The sequence below is a fragment of the Pseudomonas sp. AC252 genome, from assembly GCF_979258105.1.
In genome coordinates this window covers 3,693,176-3,709,373 of sequence record NZ_OZ409837.1, presented here as the reverse complement: position 1 = coordinate 3,709,373, position 16,198 = coordinate 3,693,176, and the positions used below count along the sequence as shown (strand labels likewise).

The 16,198-nt window shown below is 58.4% G+C and carries 14 protein-coding genes and 2 pseudogenes; 4 read left to right on the top strand and 12 right to left on the bottom strand.

The annotated features are described in order from the left end of the window. The first annotated feature begins 6 nt into the window (after positions 1–6). Positions 7–719, top strand: a pseudogene (locus ACZZZ4_RS16950) (DUF3108 domain-containing protein). 191 nt (positions 720–910) lie between these two features. Here ACZZZ4_RS16950 and ACZZZ4_RS16945 read toward each other — a convergent pair. Both ACZZZ4_RS16945 and ACZZZ4_RS16940 read right to left on the bottom strand, forming a co-directional pair. Further along, entirely contained in the window at positions 911–2,536 is a 1,626-nt protein-coding gene (locus ACZZZ4_RS16945) for a methyl-accepting chemotaxis protein (protein WP_039763673.1), read from the bottom strand. 138 nt (positions 2,537–2,674) lie between these two features. Then, entirely contained in the window at positions 2,675–3,721 is a 1,047-nt protein-coding gene (locus tag ACZZZ4_RS16940; protein ID WP_129999270.1) for an amidohydrolase family protein, read from the bottom strand. 129 nt (positions 3,722–3,850) lie between these two features. On the opposite strand from ACZZZ4_RS16940, the gene ACZZZ4_RS16935 reads away from it, so the two are divergent. Then, on the top strand, positions 3,851–4,267 hold the full coding sequence (locus ACZZZ4_RS16935; protein ID WP_463548269.1) for an OsmC family protein: 417 nt from the start codon (positions 3,851–3,853) through the stop codon (positions 4,265–4,267). 61 nt (positions 4,268–4,328) lie between these two features. Continuing rightward, positions 4,329–5,200, top strand: a pseudogene (locus ACZZZ4_RS16930) (pirin family protein). Between the two features lie 86 nt (positions 5,201–5,286). Here the strand turns inward: ACZZZ4_RS16930 and ACZZZ4_RS16925 are convergent. The 4 genes from ACZZZ4_RS16925 to ACZZZ4_RS16910 all read right to left on the bottom strand — a co-directional run bounded on the left by ACZZZ4_RS16925 (position 5,287) and on the right by ACZZZ4_RS16910 (position 8,996). Then, positions 5,287–6,015, bottom strand: coding sequence for a dienelactone hydrolase family protein (locus ACZZZ4_RS16925; protein ID WP_463548268.1), 729 nt, complete (start codon positions 6,013–6,015; stop codon positions 5,287–5,289). Between the two features lie 69 nt (positions 6,016–6,084). Further along, positions 6,085–7,989: a molecular chaperone HtpG gene (htpG, locus tag ACZZZ4_RS16920; RefSeq protein WP_042607640.1), complete on the bottom strand. Its 1,905-nt coding sequence runs from the start codon at positions 7,987–7,989 to the stop codon at positions 6,085–6,087. An 81-nt stretch (positions 7,990–8,070) separates the two neighbouring features. Continuing rightward, positions 8,071–8,523, bottom strand: a complete 453-nt coding sequence (locus tag ACZZZ4_RS16915) for a PaaI family thioesterase (protein WP_016773686.1) — start codon at positions 8,521–8,523, stop codon at positions 8,071–8,073. Further along, positions 8,520–8,996 (bottom strand): PaaI family thioesterase, encoded by a 477-nt coding sequence (locus ACZZZ4_RS16910; RefSeq protein ID WP_463548267.1) that lies wholly within the window; start codon positions 8,994–8,996, stop codon positions 8,520–8,522. The genes ACZZZ4_RS16915 and ACZZZ4_RS16910 overlap by 4 nt, the downstream gene beginning before the upstream one ends. Positions 8,997–9,154: 158 nt before the next feature. Between ACZZZ4_RS16910 and ACZZZ4_RS16905 the strand changes: the two genes are divergently transcribed. Further along, positions 9,155–9,391, top strand: a complete 237-nt coding sequence (locus ACZZZ4_RS16905) for a hypothetical protein (protein WP_008082962.1) — start codon at positions 9,155–9,157, stop codon at positions 9,389–9,391. A gap of 62 nt (positions 9,392–9,453) precedes the next feature. Here the strand turns inward: ACZZZ4_RS16905 and ACZZZ4_RS16900 are convergent, their stop codons facing one another. From ACZZZ4_RS16900 to lpdA, 6 genes are all read right to left on the bottom strand, one after another. Further along, positions 9,454–9,855, bottom strand: a complete 402-nt coding sequence (locus tag ACZZZ4_RS16900) for an MAPEG family protein (protein WP_463548266.1) — start codon at positions 9,853–9,855, stop codon at positions 9,454–9,456. Further along, the gene (locus ACZZZ4_RS16895) at positions 9,855–10,592 is read right to left on the bottom strand and encodes a DUF599 domain-containing protein (protein ID WP_415763293.1); all 738 of its coding nucleotides are present in this window, start codon (positions 10,590–10,592) and stop codon (positions 9,855–9,857) included. The genes ACZZZ4_RS16900 and ACZZZ4_RS16895 overlap by 1 nt, the downstream gene beginning before the upstream one ends. Before the next feature lie 258 nt (positions 10,593–10,850). Further along, positions 10,851–12,164: a branched-chain amino acid transport system II carrier protein gene (brnQ, locus tag ACZZZ4_RS16890; RefSeq protein WP_463548265.1), complete on the bottom strand. Its 1,314-nt coding sequence runs from the start codon at positions 12,162–12,164 to the stop codon at positions 10,851–10,853. 361 nt (positions 12,165–12,525) lie between these two features. Next, positions 12,526–13,410, bottom strand: a complete 885-nt coding sequence (gene sucD, locus ACZZZ4_RS16885; RefSeq protein ID WP_016773680.1) for a succinate--CoA ligase subunit alpha — start codon at positions 13,408–13,410, stop codon at positions 12,526–12,528. Then, complete coding sequence (gene sucC, locus ACZZZ4_RS16880) at positions 13,410–14,576, bottom strand: ADP-forming succinate--CoA ligase subunit beta (protein ID WP_016773679.1); 1,167 nt, start codon at positions 14,574–14,576, stop codon at positions 13,410–13,412. Before sucC ends, sucD begins: the two co-directional genes overlap by 1 nt. 184 nt (positions 14,577–14,760) lie before the next feature. Continuing rightward, positions 14,761–16,197 carry a dihydrolipoyl dehydrogenase gene (gene lpdA, locus ACZZZ4_RS16875; protein WP_042607587.1) on the bottom strand — a complete coding sequence of 479 codons (1,437 nt, stop codon included), beginning with the start codon at positions 16,195–16,197 and terminating at the stop codon, positions 14,761–14,763. Position 16,198: the final 1 nt, after the last annotated feature.

Genomic DNA, 16,198 nt, shown 5'->3' with positions numbered 1-16,198 from the left:
GATATTATGCGTCGCGCCCTGCTCTTCGCTTGCGCTCTGCTCGCCCTGCCCTTCGCGCAGGCAGCGGACCTTCAACCGTTCTCCGCCAGCTACACCGCCGACTGGAAGCAGCTGCCCATGAGCGGCACTGCCGAACGCAGCCTGACCAAAGAAGCCAACGGCGTCTGGAAACTCAGCTTCAAGGCCTCGATGATGATCGCCAGCCTGACCGAAGAAAGCACCCTGAAGCTGGACAAGGACACGCTACTGCCGCAGTCCTACCACTTCGAACGCGGTGGTCTGGGCAAAGCAAAAAAGCTGATCTGGACTTCGACTGGGCCAACAAGCTGGTCACCGGTACCGACCGTGGCGACGCGGTGAAGATCCCGCTGAACCGTGGCATGGTCGACAAGTCGACCTACCAACTGGCGCTGCAGCATGACGTTGCCGCCGGCAAGAAAAGCATGAGCTATCAGGTGGTTGATGATGGCGAAGTCGATACCTACGACTTCCGCGTGCTGGGTTCGGAAAAGGTCGACACCAAGGCCGGCCAGATCGACGCGATCAAGGTCGAACGCGTGCGCGACCCGACACAAAGCAAGCGCATCACCGTGCTGTGGTTCGCCAAGGATTGGGATTACCTGCTGGTGCGTCTGCAACAGGTCGAGACCGACGGCAAGGAGTACAACATCATGCTCCAGGACGGCACGGTCAACGGCAAGACTGTCAAAGGCAACTGATCGACCGCAACAGCAAAGAGCCCCGCGAATGCGGGGCTTTTTATTGCCCGCAGTTTACGCAAACACAACAATACCCGTGGGAGCGAGCCTGCTCGCGAAGGCGTCTGCTCAGCCAACCTTTTCACTGGCTGACACTGCGCTTTCGCGAGCAGGCTCGCTCCCACAGGTTTTAATTGCAATGGATTGCGCGGTCAGACAGAAAACCGCGCCACCATCCCGTTCAGATCCACCGCCAACTTCGACAACTCCTGACTCGCCGCACTGGTCTGATTGGCCCCCGCCGATGTCTGCATCGCCAGATCGCGAATGTTCATCAGATTGCGATCCACCTCCCGTGCCACCGCCGCCTGCTCTTCCGAGGCACTGGCGATCACCAGGTTGCGCTCGTTGATCAAGGTAAACGCCGAGGCGATTTCCTCCAGGGCCGAGCCTGCGCTCTTCGCCAGCTCGAGGGTCGAGCGCGCCCGTGAGTTGCTCTGCTGCATCGAACTGACCGCTGAATCGGTGCCCTGCTGAATCCCGCCGATCATCTGCTCGATTTCCTGGGTCGACTGCTGGGTGCGATGCGCCAGCGCCCGCACTTCATCTGCCACTACTGCAAAGCCACGCCCGGCATCACCGGCCCGTGCCGCTTCGATCGCGGCGTTGAGGGCGAGCAGATTGGTCTGCTCGGCAATCGAGCGAATCACGTCCAGCACTTTGCTGATGCCATGAACCTTTTGTGCCAGCGCCTCGACCTGCGCTGCGTTGTTGGTGACGTCACCAGCGAGAAACTCGATCGATGTCACCGTCTGCTGCACCTGCTCACGCCCCTGGCGGGCGATGCGGTCGGACTCACGGGAGGCTTCGGACGTAGCCACGGCATTGTTCGCCACCTCTTCCACCGCTGCTGTCATCTGGTTGACTGCGGTGGCGGCCTGTTCGATTTCCTGGCTCTGCTGATGCAGGCCGCGAGTGGCGTCTTCGGTGACGCTGCTGAGCTCTTCGGCGGCCGAGGCCAACTGAGTGGACGACTCGGAAATGCGCCGGATCGTGTCGCGCAAGTTGTGCTGCATGCTTTTCAGCGCTTGCAGCAGGCGCGCCGGCTCGTCTTTGCCAGCGATATGAATGTCACCGGTCAAATCCCCGCCGGCCACCACCTCGGCCACGCTGAGCGATTGCGACAACGGCACGACGATGCTGCGCGTCAGCAGCAATGCCAGGCCAATGGTGATCAGCGCGGCCATGGCGATCATCACCCCAACCCATACCCGCGATTGGTTGAACACCAAGCGTGCCGCCTCGGTGGCCAGGTTGGCATTGTGTTTATTCATCTCGACCAGATCGCGCAGAGTGACAGCGATCTCATCGGCCAGCGGGCTCATCTGATCATTAAGAATTGCCGAGGCCTCAGCGACCCGATTTTGTGCCGATAGCTGTAGGACTTGCGCCTGCAACTCCAGGTACTTGTGCTCGGCAACCTTGAAGCGATCGAACAGCGCACGCTCCTCCGGCAAGGCGATCAACACGTCATAGCGCTGCTGCGCCTCGCTCAAGCCACTGCGCAGTTCGCTGAGCTTGGCGACGTTCTGCTCCAGTGCCTTGGGGTCACGATTGAGCAACAGGCGCATGGTCAGTGCGCGCAGGCGCAGCATGTCCTGACTCATCTCACCGACCGCCATCACGCTTGGCAGCCAGTTGTTGTCGACTTCATCGGACTGCGCACGCATGTTCGACATTTGCAGCAAGGCGAACGCGCCAAGGGCAAACACCATCAGGGCCAGCAGGCCAAAACCGAAACCGGCGCGCGGGGCAATATTGAGACTACGGATATTCATCACTCTGGCTCCTTCCAAAAGCGCTGCATCAGCCTGCAGCGGGTTGCTTTAGAAGGTATCGGCATCGCTCCGACTTTGCGTAAGACGAAAAGGCGATAGGCAGACGAGCGGCTAGTTCGAACCCATGGCTTTGTCGTTTCAGCGCGAGTCGGCGGGTTTGCTTGTATTGCGCGGCAATATTGCCAGGAAGTTGTCCCTTGCTACCTTTCGCGCAATCGCCTCTGGCAGCGCATCGAGAAATGGTTTGTAGCTGTGCATTTCCTCACCGAGCTTGTTGAACCGTCCTACCACATCAGAGCCGAGCATGAAGCGCTCGGGGTATTTCTCCACCAGCGCCAGCCATTGCGCGCGCGGCTTGCCCTGCTCGTCCAGCAAGTACGGCGTGAGCATGCTCCACGACAGGTCGATAAACAGATTCGGATAAGCCTCAAGCATGCGCGTCAGGGTTGGCAACAAAAACGGTAATTGCGTTTGATGCCGATGAATCTCGGCGCTGGTGCCAGCGTGCGCCCAGATGAACCGCGTGTGCGGATGATTGCGCAGCGGCTCTTCGACTTCCTTCAGGTACAGCGGATTTTTCTCACGCTTTGAAGTGATGTTGGAATGCAGCATCACCGGCAGATCATTTTCCGCGGCGAGGTGATAGATCTTGGTCATTGCCTCATTATTGGCCCGCGGCGTGTCGCCGGCGGTCAGCGCGGTCAGATCGTCGTGTCGGGTAAACACCTCGCCGATGCCCTGCCACAGACCCGGATACAGCTCGAGCATGCGCTGTATATGCGCGGCGGAATTCTTGTCATTGGGATTGAAGCCGGACAGGAACGGATGAAAGTACTGGCGCTGCTCTGGGGCGAGTTTTTGCACCGCGTCGGCAATGATCACATCGGTGGCGCTGTACCAATAGGCATCGGCGTCATCGCCGGCGTAGTAGCGCGGACGCTTGGGTTCGTCTTCATGCCATTTCTTCGCCACGGGAATGCCGGAAATCATCACGTGCTCAATGGAATTTTCTTTCATGGCCGTGAGCAATTTCTGCATGCCGGCGCTTTCCTGGAAAAAATCCACGTAATGCAGGTGCGCATCGCTGTAGGTGTATTCGCGGGCGCCGGCACTGCCAGCGAACAGCAGCAGGCAGGCAAGACTCAGACGAGACAAGGACACAAGTAATCTCCGGCAGATGGGCATAGCCTAGACCGCGCCCGAACCACAAGGGTTCATCCCTGCCGAAAAGCGCAACGCCCACTGCCGGGAATGCTCTATAACTGCAAGGTCTGCTTTGATCGAACGATTTCTCCTGCCGCCTGTGAGGTTTCCATGACTGTTACCGTCAATACCGTCTCTGCCGAAGGTTTTCGTCACACCGTCCAGATCGACGACCACGAATTGTTTGCTGACGTACCGAAAACCGCCGGTGGTGAAGGCACCGCGCCAGAACCACACGACTACTTCGACGCCGCACTCGGCGCCTGCAAAGCGCTGACCCTGAAGATGTACGCGAAGAAAAAAGACATCCCGCTGACCGGCGTGGGCGTCGAAGTGAAGCGCGACAACAGCCAAGAACAGAAAGGCAAATACGCCCTGCATGTCAGCCTGACGCTCAAAGGCGTACTCACCGACGCCCAGCGTGAAGAACTGTTGCGAGTCGCCGATCGCTGCCCGATTCACAAGTTGATGACCACCAGCGAAGTCAGCATCGAAACTCACGCGCCACAAGGCTTCGATAGCCAATAATCCTCCCGATGCCAGCGGCGGGTTATGCTTCTGGCATCACCCGCTCAGCCTGGAATGCACCATGGACACGCCACTCCTGATCATCCACCCCCGCGCCGAAGACGTCGAAGGCCAGCCGATTCTGCGCCCGCTGCCGTCAGCCAAATGCCGCAACGTCGGGCCTTTCGTGTTTTTCGACCACATGCTCGAAACGATTTATCCGACGGGCAAAGGCATGGATATCCGACAGCATCCGCACATTGGTCTGTCGACGCTTACCTATCTGTTCGAAGGGCAATTGCAGCACAAGGACAGTCTGGGCTCTGATCAAGTGGTCGTTGCCGGCGATGTCAGCTGGATGACCGCTGGCAGCGCCATCGCTCACGTCGAGCGTACGCCTGCGCCGCTGCTCGCCGAGACCTTCACCCTGCACGGCCTGCAAGTCTGGCTGGCCTCCCCCAAAGAACACGAACAGGGCCCGGGGCATTACAGCCATCATCCGGCAGCGACGTTGCCGGTCAGCGATAACCTCGGCGTGCAGATTCGCATGATTGCCGGGTCAGGCTTTTGCCTGGAATCGCCGGTACCGGTGCTTTCTCCGACGCTGTATGCCGAAGTGAAGATGCAGACTGCTACCACCCTGCTGATTCCCACCGAGCATGAAGAACGCGCGGTGTACGTGTTGAGCGGTGATGCGCAATTGAATGGCGAGGCGATCGAGCCGCATGCGCTGGTGGTATTGCCAGCCGGCGAAGAGATGAGCCTGTTTGCCGAAAGCGATGTGCACGCGGTGGTGTTCGGCGGCGCGGCGCTGGACGGTCCGAGGCGGATCAACTGGAATTTTGTTGCCAGTGATCCGGCGGCGATTGATGAGGCACGGCGCAAATGGGCAGCCAAGGATTGGCCGACGGTGCCGGGGAAGTCGAGCGGATCGAATTACCGCCAGGCCGTTAAAAACAAAAGATCGCAGCCTTCGGCAGCTCCTACACCGGACTTACGTAGGGGCTGCCGAAGGCTGCGATCTTTTGATCTGAGGGCAATCAGCCCTTGAACACTTCATCCAGCAAATCATGCATCGACTTGAACGCGCGCTTGGCGGTCTTTTCGTCGTACATCATCTTGCCCGGTACGTTGGCGTGCGGATCGGTAAACGAATGCACCGCACCGCCGTAGCTGAGCAACTGCCAGTCGACCTTCGCCGCGTTCATTTCATCTTCGAACGCCGGCAGTTGCTCTTTCGGCACCAACGGATCGGACGCGCCGTGCAGCACCAGCACCGAGCCCTTGATGTTCTGCGCATCCGCCTGATTCGGCGAATCCAGCGTGCCGTGGAACGACACCGCCGCTTTTACCGGCGCGCCAGTGCGAGCGAGATCCAGCGCACAGCAACCACCGAAGCAGAAACCGAACACCGCCAGTTTCGAGGTATCAACCGCCGCTTCGCCCTGGCTCTGCAATTGCTCGAAAGCCACCTGCAGACGCTTGCGCAGAAGCGCGCGATCGTCCTTGAGCGGCATCATTGCTGCCAGCGCCTGGTCTGCGTTCTGCGGACGTACGGTCTGACCATAGACATCCGCGATCAACACTACGTAACCCTCGGCCGCCACCGCTTTGGCGATGTCTTCGGCACCGGCGCTGACGCCCATCCAGTTCGGCGCCATCAGCAAACCCGGGCGCCCGCCCTGATGCTCAGCGTCGAAGGCAAGGCGACCTTCATAGGCTTGGCCGTCAATCTGATAGACCACGGAACGTACAGTGACTTGGCTCATTTCTGACTCCTGATTGAGTAAACACCAGAACGAAAAAACCCGCCGAAGCGGGTTTTTCCTACAACGTGATCAAACCGACAGTTCAACCAGCAGCTTGTTCAGGCGGCGCACATATGCGGCCGGATCCTTCAAGCTGTCGCCTGCCGCCAGAGCGGCCTGATCGAAGAGAATGTGCGACAGGTCGCCAAACCGCTCTTCGCTCTGCTCGCCATCGAGTTTCTCGATCAGCGGGTGGCTCGGGTTGAATTCGAAAATCGGCTTCGAATCCGGGACTTTCTGCCCGCTGGCCTCGAGGATCTGGCGCATTTGCAGGCCCAGATCCTGTTCGCCGATGGCCAGAATGGCCGGCGAATCGGTCAGACGATGCGACACGCGAACTTCAGCGACGGAATCGCCCAGCGCAGTTTTCAGACGCTCGACCAGGCCTTCTTTGGACTTGGCGACTTCTTCCGCAGCTTTCTTGTCCTCTTCCGAGTCCAGGTTGCCCAAGTCAAGGTCACCGCGCGCCACGTCGACAAAAGTCTTGCCGTCGAATTCGCTGAGGTAGCTCATCAGCCACTCGTCGATACGATCGGTCAGCAGCAGCACTTCGATGCCTTTCTTGCGGAAGACTTCCAGGTGCGGGCTGTTCTTGACCTGCGCGTAGGTTTCACCGGTGAGGTAGTAGATCTTGTCCTGACCTTCCTTGGCGCGGGCCAGGTAGTCAGCCAGACCGACAACCTGCTCGCCGTCGTCGCCCTGGGTCGATGCGAAACGCAGCAGACCAGCGATTTTCTCCTTGTTGGCGAAGTCTTCTGCCGGGCCTTCTTTCATGACCTGACCGAAGTTTTTCCAGAAGCCTTTGTATTGCTCAGGCTCGTTCTTCGCCAGTTTTTCCAGCATGTCCAGAACGCGCTTGGTCAGCGCGGTTTTCATCGAATCGATGATCGGGTCTTTCTGCAGGATTTCACGCGACACGTTCAGCGACAGGTCGTTGGAATCGACCACGCCTTTGATGAAGCGCAGGTACAGCGGCAGGAACGACTCGGCCTGATCCATGACAAACACACGCTGCACGTACAGCTTCAGGCCTTTCGGCGCTTCACGCTGGTACAGGTCGAACGGCGCGCGGGCCGGCACGTACAGCAGCGAGCTGTACTCAAGCTTGCCTTCAACCTTGTTGTGGCTCCACGACAGCGGATTTTCGAAATCGTGAGCGATGTGTTTGTAGAACTCCTGGTATTCCTCGTCCTTGACTTCAGTGCGCGGACGGGTCCACAGGGCGCTGGCACGGTTGACGGTTTCCCATTCAACGGCTGGAGCCTCTTCGCCTTCGGCCGGAGTGACTTCCTTCGGCAGTTCGATCGGCAAAGCGATGTGGTCGGAGTACTTCTTGATGATGTTGCGCAGACGCCAGCCATCCGCGAATTCGTCTTCACCGGATTTCAGGTGCAGGACGATGCGGGTGCCGCGCTCTGGCTTGTCGATGGTGGCGACTTCGAACTCGCCCTCGCCTTTCGACGACCAGTGCACGCCTTCGCTGGCGTCGGTGCCGGCGCGACGGCTGTACACATCAACCTTGTCGGCAACGATGAAGGCCGAGTAGAAGCCGACACCGAACTGACCGATCAGGTGCGAATCTTTCTTCTGATCGCCGGACAGGTTTTTCATGAAATCGGCGGTGCCGGATTTGGCGATGGTGCCCAAGTGGGTGATCACATCGTCACGGTTCATGCCGATACCGTTGTCTTCGAGGGTGACGGTCTTGGCGTCCTTGTCGAAGCTCACACGGATTTTCAGGTCGGCGCCACCTTCGAGCAACTCAGGCTTGGCCAGGGCTTCGAAGCGCAGCTTGTCGACAGCGTCAGAGGCGTTCGAGATCAATTCGCGAAGGAAAATTTCCTTATTCGAATACAGCGAATGGATCATGAGGTGCAGCAGCTGCTTTACCTCGGTCTGGAAGCCCAGGGTTTCCTTTTGAGTTTCCACACTCATGGTCATCAAACTCCAATCAGATGGCATTGGCCGCGACCCGAATGGTCTGCGGCGGGTTGTCATCTGAGTTGGGGGCGCTGCTCAGGATTTCAAGGGCTCATCAATTTTGAAGTGCGCACGGGCGGTGGCGATCGGTTCGGCCTCGGTACTCTGCCACGCCGTGACCGCAACGTTGGCCACGCGTCGGCCCTGACGGCAGACCTGGCACCTGGCCCAGGTGTCGCGAAACTGCCCGGCGCGCAGGTAATCGAGGGAAAAATCGATGATCTTCGGCACACCCGGCGTGCCGGTAAATATCAGCAAATGCAGGGCTGCGGCCAGCTCCATGAAGCCGGCAATCACCCCGCCGTGGATCGCCGGCAATAAAGGGTTACCAATGTTGTCCTTGTTCGCCGGCAGCTTGAACAGCAACTCATCGCCGACTCGCGAGCACTCGATACCGATCAGCCCGGCGTAAGGGATCAATGCCAGCAGCGGCGCGTAATCGCCCTGCGCGTGGGCCTGTTGCAGCTGCTCCCTGAGATCGTTGCTCATCGGCTCGCTCCCTTGATCGCGCCCGCGAAACCCTTGCTGCCCTTCAGACCGATGCCCATGCGCATGAATGTGCCGACGACGTGGGCAATCGGTTGCTCGGGATCGTCCTGGTAGGCAAAACCCCGGGCAAAAATCACGTCGGTGGTAACGCGGTAGCACTGGGCGAAGCCATACACCGCTTTATGCGGTTCGGCGGCGTGCATGTAGTCGATGCGCAGATCAAGAGTCGGGCAGACTTCGAACTCTGGCAGCACGCACAGGGTCGACATACCGCAAGCGGTGTCCATCAGCGAAGTGATGGCGCCGCCATGGATGACGCCGGTTTCGGGATTGCCGACGATTTTTTCGCTGTACGGCAGGATCACTGTCAGCCCTTCGCTGGAGGCACTGTGCACATGCAGACCCAAGACCTGACAATGACGCAATGCCGATAAAAAGCGCGTCGCGCGCTCAAAAACGGGGTTTTCGGCCATGTGATAATTACTCGCGTTTGGGCCTTGTGCCAGTAGTGAGAAAAGCGGCAAAAGTTCCGTGATAAAACAAACTTATATATCTGAAACAATTGAGGAACTTAACCTGTAGCGCCGAGTTCTTAAGGCCAGTAGTTATTTTCCATAAGGAGATACACCCCATGCGTAAGACTTTAGCTATTGCCTTGATGTTGACCGCTTCCCTCGGTCTCGCTGCCTGCGATAAAAAATCCGAGGACAAAGCTCAAGATGCCAACCAACATGCTGAGCAAGCTCAGCAAGACATGAACAAAGCTCAGGATAAAGTGAACGACGCAGCAAAAGAAAACGCTGAAGCTGCCAAAGCTCAGGCTGAATCGAACGCCGCTGCTCAAGACGAAGCCGCCAAAAAGCAATAAGCTTTCTGGTGTGAAAAGAAAACCCGCCAAGTGCGGGTTTTCTTTTGCCTGCGATTTACCGTTTAGAGCAACACGGTTCTAAAAGTCGGACTAATCATCAGTAACAACGAACACACAAATCCAACTAGCCACATCAGGCTACGCAACTTCGGCAGGTCGGCCAGATAGAACCACAGGTAGCAGATCCGCGAGATCACAAAGATGATCGCCAGCGCATCGATCAGCCAACCCGCGGTTTGCGTGGTGTGCGCCATCAGCACACCGACGGCGAACAGGATGAACGCTTCGATGCTGTTCTGATGGGCCGCCAGCGCTCTGGCGCCGAAGCCGGTCAACTGCGCCTGTTGCTGCCGGGGCAAGTGATTGTCATAACCGCCCTGCTCTTTCATGGCCTTGGCCACCGGCATGCGCGCCACGTAGATCAATAATGCACTGATAAACACACACCAGAACGGAATACTCATCAAACAGCCTCTTTGTTTGCCTCAGGGACGGGCGCCTCTGTAGGGGTATAGACCATGACATCGAGAACGTCGGAATGAAACTCGCGGCGGTACAAAACCACCACGACACCGGCGCTCATGATCATGAACAGCCACGGGCTGACGAACCACGCCAACATGCTCATGCCGAAGTAATAAGAACGCAGGCCGAAGTTGAACTGGTTGGCCGCCATCGAAATCACCCGCGCCGCCCGTGAAGCAAAGGCCTTGCGTTCCTGCTCGGTCACTTGGCGCTCGCCGATCATCGGCGCTGAACCGACCAGAATCGCCGCAAAGTTGTATTGGCGCATGCACCAGCTGAAAGTGAAGAACGCATAGACGAACACCAGTGCCAGGCACAGCAACTTGATCTCCGACATGCCTTGCGACGCCTGCTGCACCATCGGAATATCCGCCAGCAGCGATACCGCCCGTTCCGACGCACCGAGCACGGTGAGAATACCGGCAAGGATGATCAGCGTGCTGGACGCGAAAAACGAGGCGTTGCGCTCCAGATTGCCGATCACGCTGGCGTCGGCAATGCGGTTGTCACGCAACAGCATGCGGCGCATCCAGTCTTCGCGGTACAGGTGCAACACGCTGGCCAGACACGCTGTGTCGCGAGCCTTCCAGGTGGCATAACGGGTGTAACCGCCCCAGCAGACGACAAACCAGACGGCGGCGAGCAAGTGGATCAGGTTGGCTTGGATGAACGACATGCAATTCCTTGTGAAATGTAAACGCTGTACACCTGTAGGAGTGAGCCTGCTCGCGATAGCGGTTTTCGTTCAATATTGACGTGACTGACAAACCGCTATCGCGAGCAGGCTCACTCGTACATAAAAGCTAAGCAACCCTTCGACGTTAGCTCAGCAAAAAAGACACTGCCTCACGCGCATAAAAAATGCCCCGTATCGATTGATACGGGGCATTTCTGTTTAACCGTGGCTGACCCACTTGTGGCGGGTCAAACCACGTTACGCAGTGACTTCGCTGCGCTTGCCCAGCAGGCGATCGCAGACCACGGCGACCACCAGGGTCATCACGCACGGCACCAGCCACGCCAGCCCCTGCTCGCTCAGCGGCAAGTGGCTGAGCTGAGTTGGCAGCCGGTCGGCCAGACCAGCGCCTTTCAGAGCATCGATGGTGCCGAACAGGAACGACACCAGCATCACCGGGCCAAGAATGCGCCCGTGCTCATGCCAGAAATCCTTGCAGAAGCTCAGCGCCACCAGAACGATGCACGGCGGGTAGATCGCGGTGAGTACCGGAATCGAAAAGGCGATCAGTTTGGTCAGACCCAAGTTGGAGACCAGCAGCGAGAACGCCGCGAGGATGATCACCAGCGTCTTGTAGGACAGTGGCAGCACACGGCTGAAGTATTCAGCGCAGGCACAGGTCAGGCCGACCGCCGTGACCAGACACGCCAGCGAGATCAGCACCGCAAGGAAACCGCTGCCCAGCGAACCGAAGGTGTGCTGCACGTAGGCATGCAACACCGCCGCGCCGTTGGTGGCGCCGACCGCGACCTCATGGCTGCCGGAACCGAGGCGGAACAGGCTGACGTAGACCAGTGCCAGACCCACGCCGGCAATCAGCCCGGCGATGATCGCGTAACGGGTGATCAGCGCCGGCGACTCGACGCCACGGGAGCGGATCGCGTTAACGATAACAATGCCGAACACCAGTGCCCCGAGGGTATCCATGGTCAGATAACCATTAATGAACCCTTGCGAAAATGGCGCGGCGACGTATTCCGGCGTGCCGTGACCGATGTCACCTGCCGGCAAGGCAAATGCAGCGATACCCAACACTGCCAGCGCGATGATTTTCAGCGGCGCGAGGAAGCGGCCAACGGTATCCAGCAAACGCCCAGGGTAGAGCGAAATGAAGAACACCAGCAGGAAGTACACCGAGCTGTAGAGGAACAGCGCCAGCGGGCTTTCGCCGGTCAACGGCGCCAGACCCACTTCGAAGGATACGGTCGCGGTGCGCGGGGTGGCGAACAGCGGCCCCACGGCCAGATAGCACGCCGCGGCGAGGATACCGCCAGCGATCTTGCCGATCGGGCTGCTCAACGCATCCATCGCGCCGCCGACCTTGGCCAGCGCCACCACGGTCACTACCGGCAAACCTACGGCAGTGATCAGAAAGCCCAGCGCGGCCATCCAGACATGAGGTCCGGCCTGCAAGCCGACGATAGGCGGGAAAATGATGTTACCGGCCCCGACAAACAGGGCAAACGTCATAAAACCAAGTGCCAGGATGTCCTGACCTTTCAAAACTTTCATTAAGGAAATACCACACTACTGAAATCGGAATTTAGAGGGGGATTGCCCTGTTGGATTAGGGAAATGCTGTCGATCCGTATGGGACTGACCCTTAAAGCGCGTGGCTGCCTTGTGGGCGGCGGACGCAAAAATGGCTGCCAGCCTAACGAATTTGGCTGACAAACGCACTGTTGGAGGGCGAACTATCCGATACGCGACGTTTCAGTGTCGCGTTTACATAAGAAAAGCAGCTGCAAGCTACAAGTTTCAAGCTGCAAGCTTCTATCTTGCAGCTAGCCGCTTGAAGCTTGCCGCTGCTCTGAAACGACAAAGGCCACCCGAAGGTGGCCTTTGTTGCTGGAGCTAAAAAGTCAGCCGAAGCTTACTTCTTCACTTCCCAGCCAGTCAGCTCGGCCAGGGCCTTGCCGATGTCTGCCAGCGAACGCACGGTTTTTACGCCTGCGTCTTGCAGTGCAGCGAATTTCTCGTCTGCAGTGCCTTTGCCGCCAGAAATGATTGCGCCAGCATGGCCCATGCGCTTGCCCGGAGGAGCAGTCACACCAGCGATGTAGGAAACAACCGGCTTGGTCACGTTAGCCTTGATGTAGGCAGCCGCTTCTTCTTCAGCCGAACCGCCGATCTCGCCGATCATCACGATCGCTTCGGTCTTCGGGTCTTCCTGGAACAGCTTCAGGATGTCGATGAAGTTCGAACCCGGGATCGGGTCACCGCCGATGCCGACGCAAGTCGACTGACCGAAACCGGCGTCAGTGGTCTGCTTCACAGCTTCGTAGGTCAGGGTGCCGGAACGCGAAACGATACCGACCTTGCCTGGCAAGTGAATGTGACCTGGCATGATGCCGATCTTGCATTCGCCTGGAGTGATCACGCCTGGGCAGTTAGGGCCGATCAGGACTACGCCCAGCTCGTCGCACTTAACTTTGGCGTCCAGCATGTCCAGGGTAGGAATGCCTTCGGTGATGCAGACGATCAGCTTGATGCCGCCGAAGGCCGCTTCCAGGATCGAGTCCTTGCAGAACGGAGCCGGAACGTAGATCACGCTGGCGGTAGCGCCAGTGGCAGCTACTGCGTCTTTGACGGTGTTGAACACTGGCAGACCCAGGTGCTCGGTGCCGCCCTTGCCTGGAGTTACGCCGCCAACCATCTTGGTGCCGTACTCGATGGCTTGCTGGGTGTGGAAACTACCTTGCGAACCGGTAATACCCTGGCAGATAACTTTGGTGTCTTTGTTGATCAGGACGCTCATTATTTGCCCTCCGCAGCTTTGACAACTTGTTGAGCAGCGTCGGTCAGGCTGGTAGCAGCGATGATGTTCAAACCGCTTTCTGCCAGTACTTTAGCGCCCAGCTCAGCGTTGTTGCCTTCAAGGCGAACAACAACCGGGATTTTCACGCCGACTTCTTTCACGGCGCCGATGATGCCTTCGGCAATCATGTCGCAGCGAACGATGCCGCCGAAGATGTTGACCAGTACTGCCGCGACGTTCTGGTCGGACAGGATGATCTTGAACGCTTCAGTAACGCGTTCCTTGGTAGCGCCACCACCTACGTCGAGGAAGTTGGCTGGCTTGCCGCCATGCAGGTTGACGATGTCCATGGTACCCATGGCCAGACCGGCACCGTTGACCATGCAGCCGATGTTGCCTTCCAGGGCTACGTAGTTCAGTTCGAACTTGGCAGCGTGCGCTTCGCGCGGATCGTCCTGCGACGGATCGTGGAAAGCCTTCAGCTTAGGCTGACGGTACATGGCGTTGGCGTCGATGTTGATCTTCGCGTCCAGGCAGTGCAGATCGCCGTCAGCCTTGATCACCAGCGGGTTCACTTCCAGCAGAGCCAGGTCGTGGTCTTTGAACAGCTTGGCCAGACCTACGAAGATCTTGGCGAACTGAGTGACCTGCTTGCCTTCCAGACCCAGCTGGAATGCCAGCTCGCGACCCTGGGATGGCTGAGCGCCAACCAGTGGATCGATAGTGGCCTTGAGAATTTTTTCTGGAGTGTCGTGAGCGATTTTCTCGATGTCCACGCCACCTTCGGTGGACGCCATGAACACGATGCGACGGCTCGAACGGTCAACGACAGCGCCCAGGTACAGCTCTTTAGCGATATCAGTGCACGATTCAACCAGGATCTTGGTGACTGGCTGGCCATTGGCGTCAGTCTGGTAAGTCACCAGACGCTTGCCCAGCCACTGCTGTGCGAAGGCTTTGGCGTCTTCTTTGCTGCGAACCAGCTTTACGCCGCCCGCTTTACCGCGACCACCGGCGTGAACCTGGGCTTTGACGACCCACTCGTTGCCGCCGATCTTGTCGCAAGCTTCTGCTGCTGCTTCCGGGGTGTCTACTGCGTAACCAGTGGAAACTGGCAGGCCGTATTCAGCGAACAGCTGCTTACCCTGATACTCGTGAAGATTCATGCTTTTTACCGTCTTCGTTAGGTACTGCGCATTCGGCGCTGCGCTCGTTTGAGTGCCGCGCCACCTGTGACTGCTGCTTGCGTAGCTGGGCTACGCAAGACTGCGTCCGGCGGACATTCCGCGGTGAGTCTTGCTCGCAAGGCTCACGACGGGCCGCTACCGCCGTGGTTTCTTATTGTGTGTCTTAACGCTTCTTGCGGTTGGCAATGTGAATGGCGCCGCCATTCACTGCCAGAGCAGCTTCGTGCAAGGCTTCGGACAGGGTCGGATGGGAGAAAACCATCATGCCCAGGTCTTCAGCGCTGGTGCCGAATTCCATACCGATCGCGCCCTGCTGAACCAGTTCTGCAGCGCTCGGGCCAATCACGTGCACGCCCAATACGCGGTCGGTCTTGGCATCGGCGATGACCTTGACGAAACCACCGGTATCGTTGGCAGCCATGGCACGGCCGGAAGCGGCGAACGGGAAGGTGCCGACGTTGACTTCAACGCCTTCGGCCTTCAGCGCCTGCTCGGTTTTGCCAACCCACGCGATTTCCGGGTGAGTATAAATAACCGAAGGGATCAAATCATAGTTCATCTGAGCCTTGTGGCCCTTGATGCGCTCGACAACCATGATGCCTTCTTCCGAAGCCTTGTGGGCCAGCATCATGCCGCGAACCACGTCACCGATGGCGAAGACGCCCGGTACAGCTGTGACGCAATGGTCATCAACGGCAATGAAACCGCGCTCGTCGATTTCCACACCGCAGTCGGCAGACAGCAGATCAGTGGTCACCGGACGGCGACCAACGGCTACGATCAGCTTGTCGAAAGTGATGGTCTGTTCGCCGTTGGCATCGGTGTAGTTGACGACGACTTCTTCGCCGTTGACTTTCGAACCGGTAACGCGAGCGCCCAGCTTGATGTCCAGGCCCTGTTTGGTCAGGGTTTTCAGCGCTTCCTTGGAAACAGCGGTGTCGGCTGCCATCAGGAAAGTGTCCAGAGCTTCCAGAACCACCACTTCCGAACCCAGACGCGACCACACCGAACCCAGTTCCAGACCGATAACGCCAGCGCCGATCACGCCCAGACGTTTAGGAACGGACTGGAATTCCAGCGCGCCAGTCGAATCGACGATGACTTTCTGGTCGACCGGAGCTGGTGGAATGTCGATCGGACGCGAACCTGGCGCGAGGATGACGTTTTCCGCTTCGATCACTTCAACCGAACCGTCCGGCTTGGTGACTTCGACCTTCTTGCCGGCCAGCAGCTTGCCGTGGCCTTGGATCGAAGTAACGCCGTTGGCCTTGAACAGGGTGGCAACGCCGCCGGTCAGGTTCTTGACGATGCCAGCCTTGCGGCCAACCATCGCAGCGACGTCCATTTTGACTTCGCCGGTCGAGATACCGTGAACGTTGAAGCTTTCTTTCGCTTCCTTGTATTTCCACGAGCTGTCGAGCAGCGCCTTGGAAGGAATGCAGCCCACGTTCAGGCAGGTACCGCCCAGGGCTTGCTTGCCCTCTGCGTCGGTGTACTTCTCGATGCAGGCAGTGGTCAGGCCCAACTGAGCAGCCTTGATGGCCGCTACGTAGCCACCAGGGCCGGCACCGATCACTACTACGTCAAATTTCTGCGACATT

What these genes read in the sequence shown, in the direction of transcription:
- ACZZZ4_RS16945 (WP_039763673.1), bottom strand. Translation starts at nt 2,536, where the DNA reads ATGAATATCCGTAGTCTCAATATTGCCCCGCGCGCCGGTTTCGGTTTT.
- ACZZZ4_RS16940 (WP_129999270.1), bottom strand. Translation starts at nt 3,721, where the DNA reads ATGCCCATCTGCCGGAGATTACTTGTGTCCTTGTCTCGTCTGAGTCTT.
- ACZZZ4_RS16935 (WP_463548269.1), top strand. Translation starts at nt 3,851, where the DNA reads ATGACTGTTACCGTCAATACCGTCTCTGCCGAAGGTTTTCGTCACACC.
- ACZZZ4_RS16925 (WP_463548268.1), bottom strand. Translation starts at nt 6,015, where the DNA reads ATGAGCCAAGTCACTGTACGTTCCGTGGTCTATCAGATTGACGGCCAA.
- htpG (WP_042607640.1), bottom strand. Translation starts at nt 7,989, where the DNA reads ATGAGTGTGGAAACTCAAAAGGAAACCCTGGGCTTCCAGACCGAGGTA.
- ACZZZ4_RS16915 (WP_016773686.1), bottom strand. Translation starts at nt 8,523, where the DNA reads ATGAGCAACGATCTCAGGGAGCAGCTGCAACAGGCCCACGCGCAGGGC.
- ACZZZ4_RS16910 (WP_463548267.1), bottom strand. Translation starts at nt 8,996, where the DNA reads ATGGCCGAAAACCCCGTTTTTGAGCGCGCGACGCGCTTTTTATCGGCA.
- ACZZZ4_RS16905 (WP_008082962.1), top strand. Translation starts at nt 9,155, where the DNA reads ATGCGTAAGACTTTAGCTATTGCCTTGATGTTGACCGCTTCCCTCGGT.
- ACZZZ4_RS16900 (WP_463548266.1), bottom strand. Translation starts at nt 9,855, where the DNA reads ATGAGTATTCCGTTCTGGTGTGTGTTTATCAGTGCATTATTGATCTAC.
- ACZZZ4_RS16895 (WP_415763293.1), bottom strand. Translation starts at nt 10,592, where the DNA reads ATGTCGTTCATCCAAGCCAACCTGATCCACTTGCTCGCCGCCGTCTGG.
- brnQ (WP_463548265.1), bottom strand. Translation starts at nt 12,164, where the DNA reads ATGAAAGTTTTGAAAGGTCAGGACATCCTGGCACTTGGTTTTATGACG.
- sucD (WP_016773680.1), bottom strand. Translation starts at nt 13,410, where the DNA reads ATGAGCGTCCTGATCAACAAAGACACCAAAGTTATCTGCCAGGGTATT.
- sucC (WP_016773679.1), bottom strand. Translation starts at nt 14,576, where the DNA reads ATGAATCTTCACGAGTATCAGGGTAAGCAGCTGTTCGCTGAATACGGC.
- lpdA (WP_042607587.1), bottom strand. Translation starts at nt 16,197, where the DNA reads ATGTCGCAGAAATTTGACGTAGTAGTGATCGGTGCCGGCCCTGGTGGC.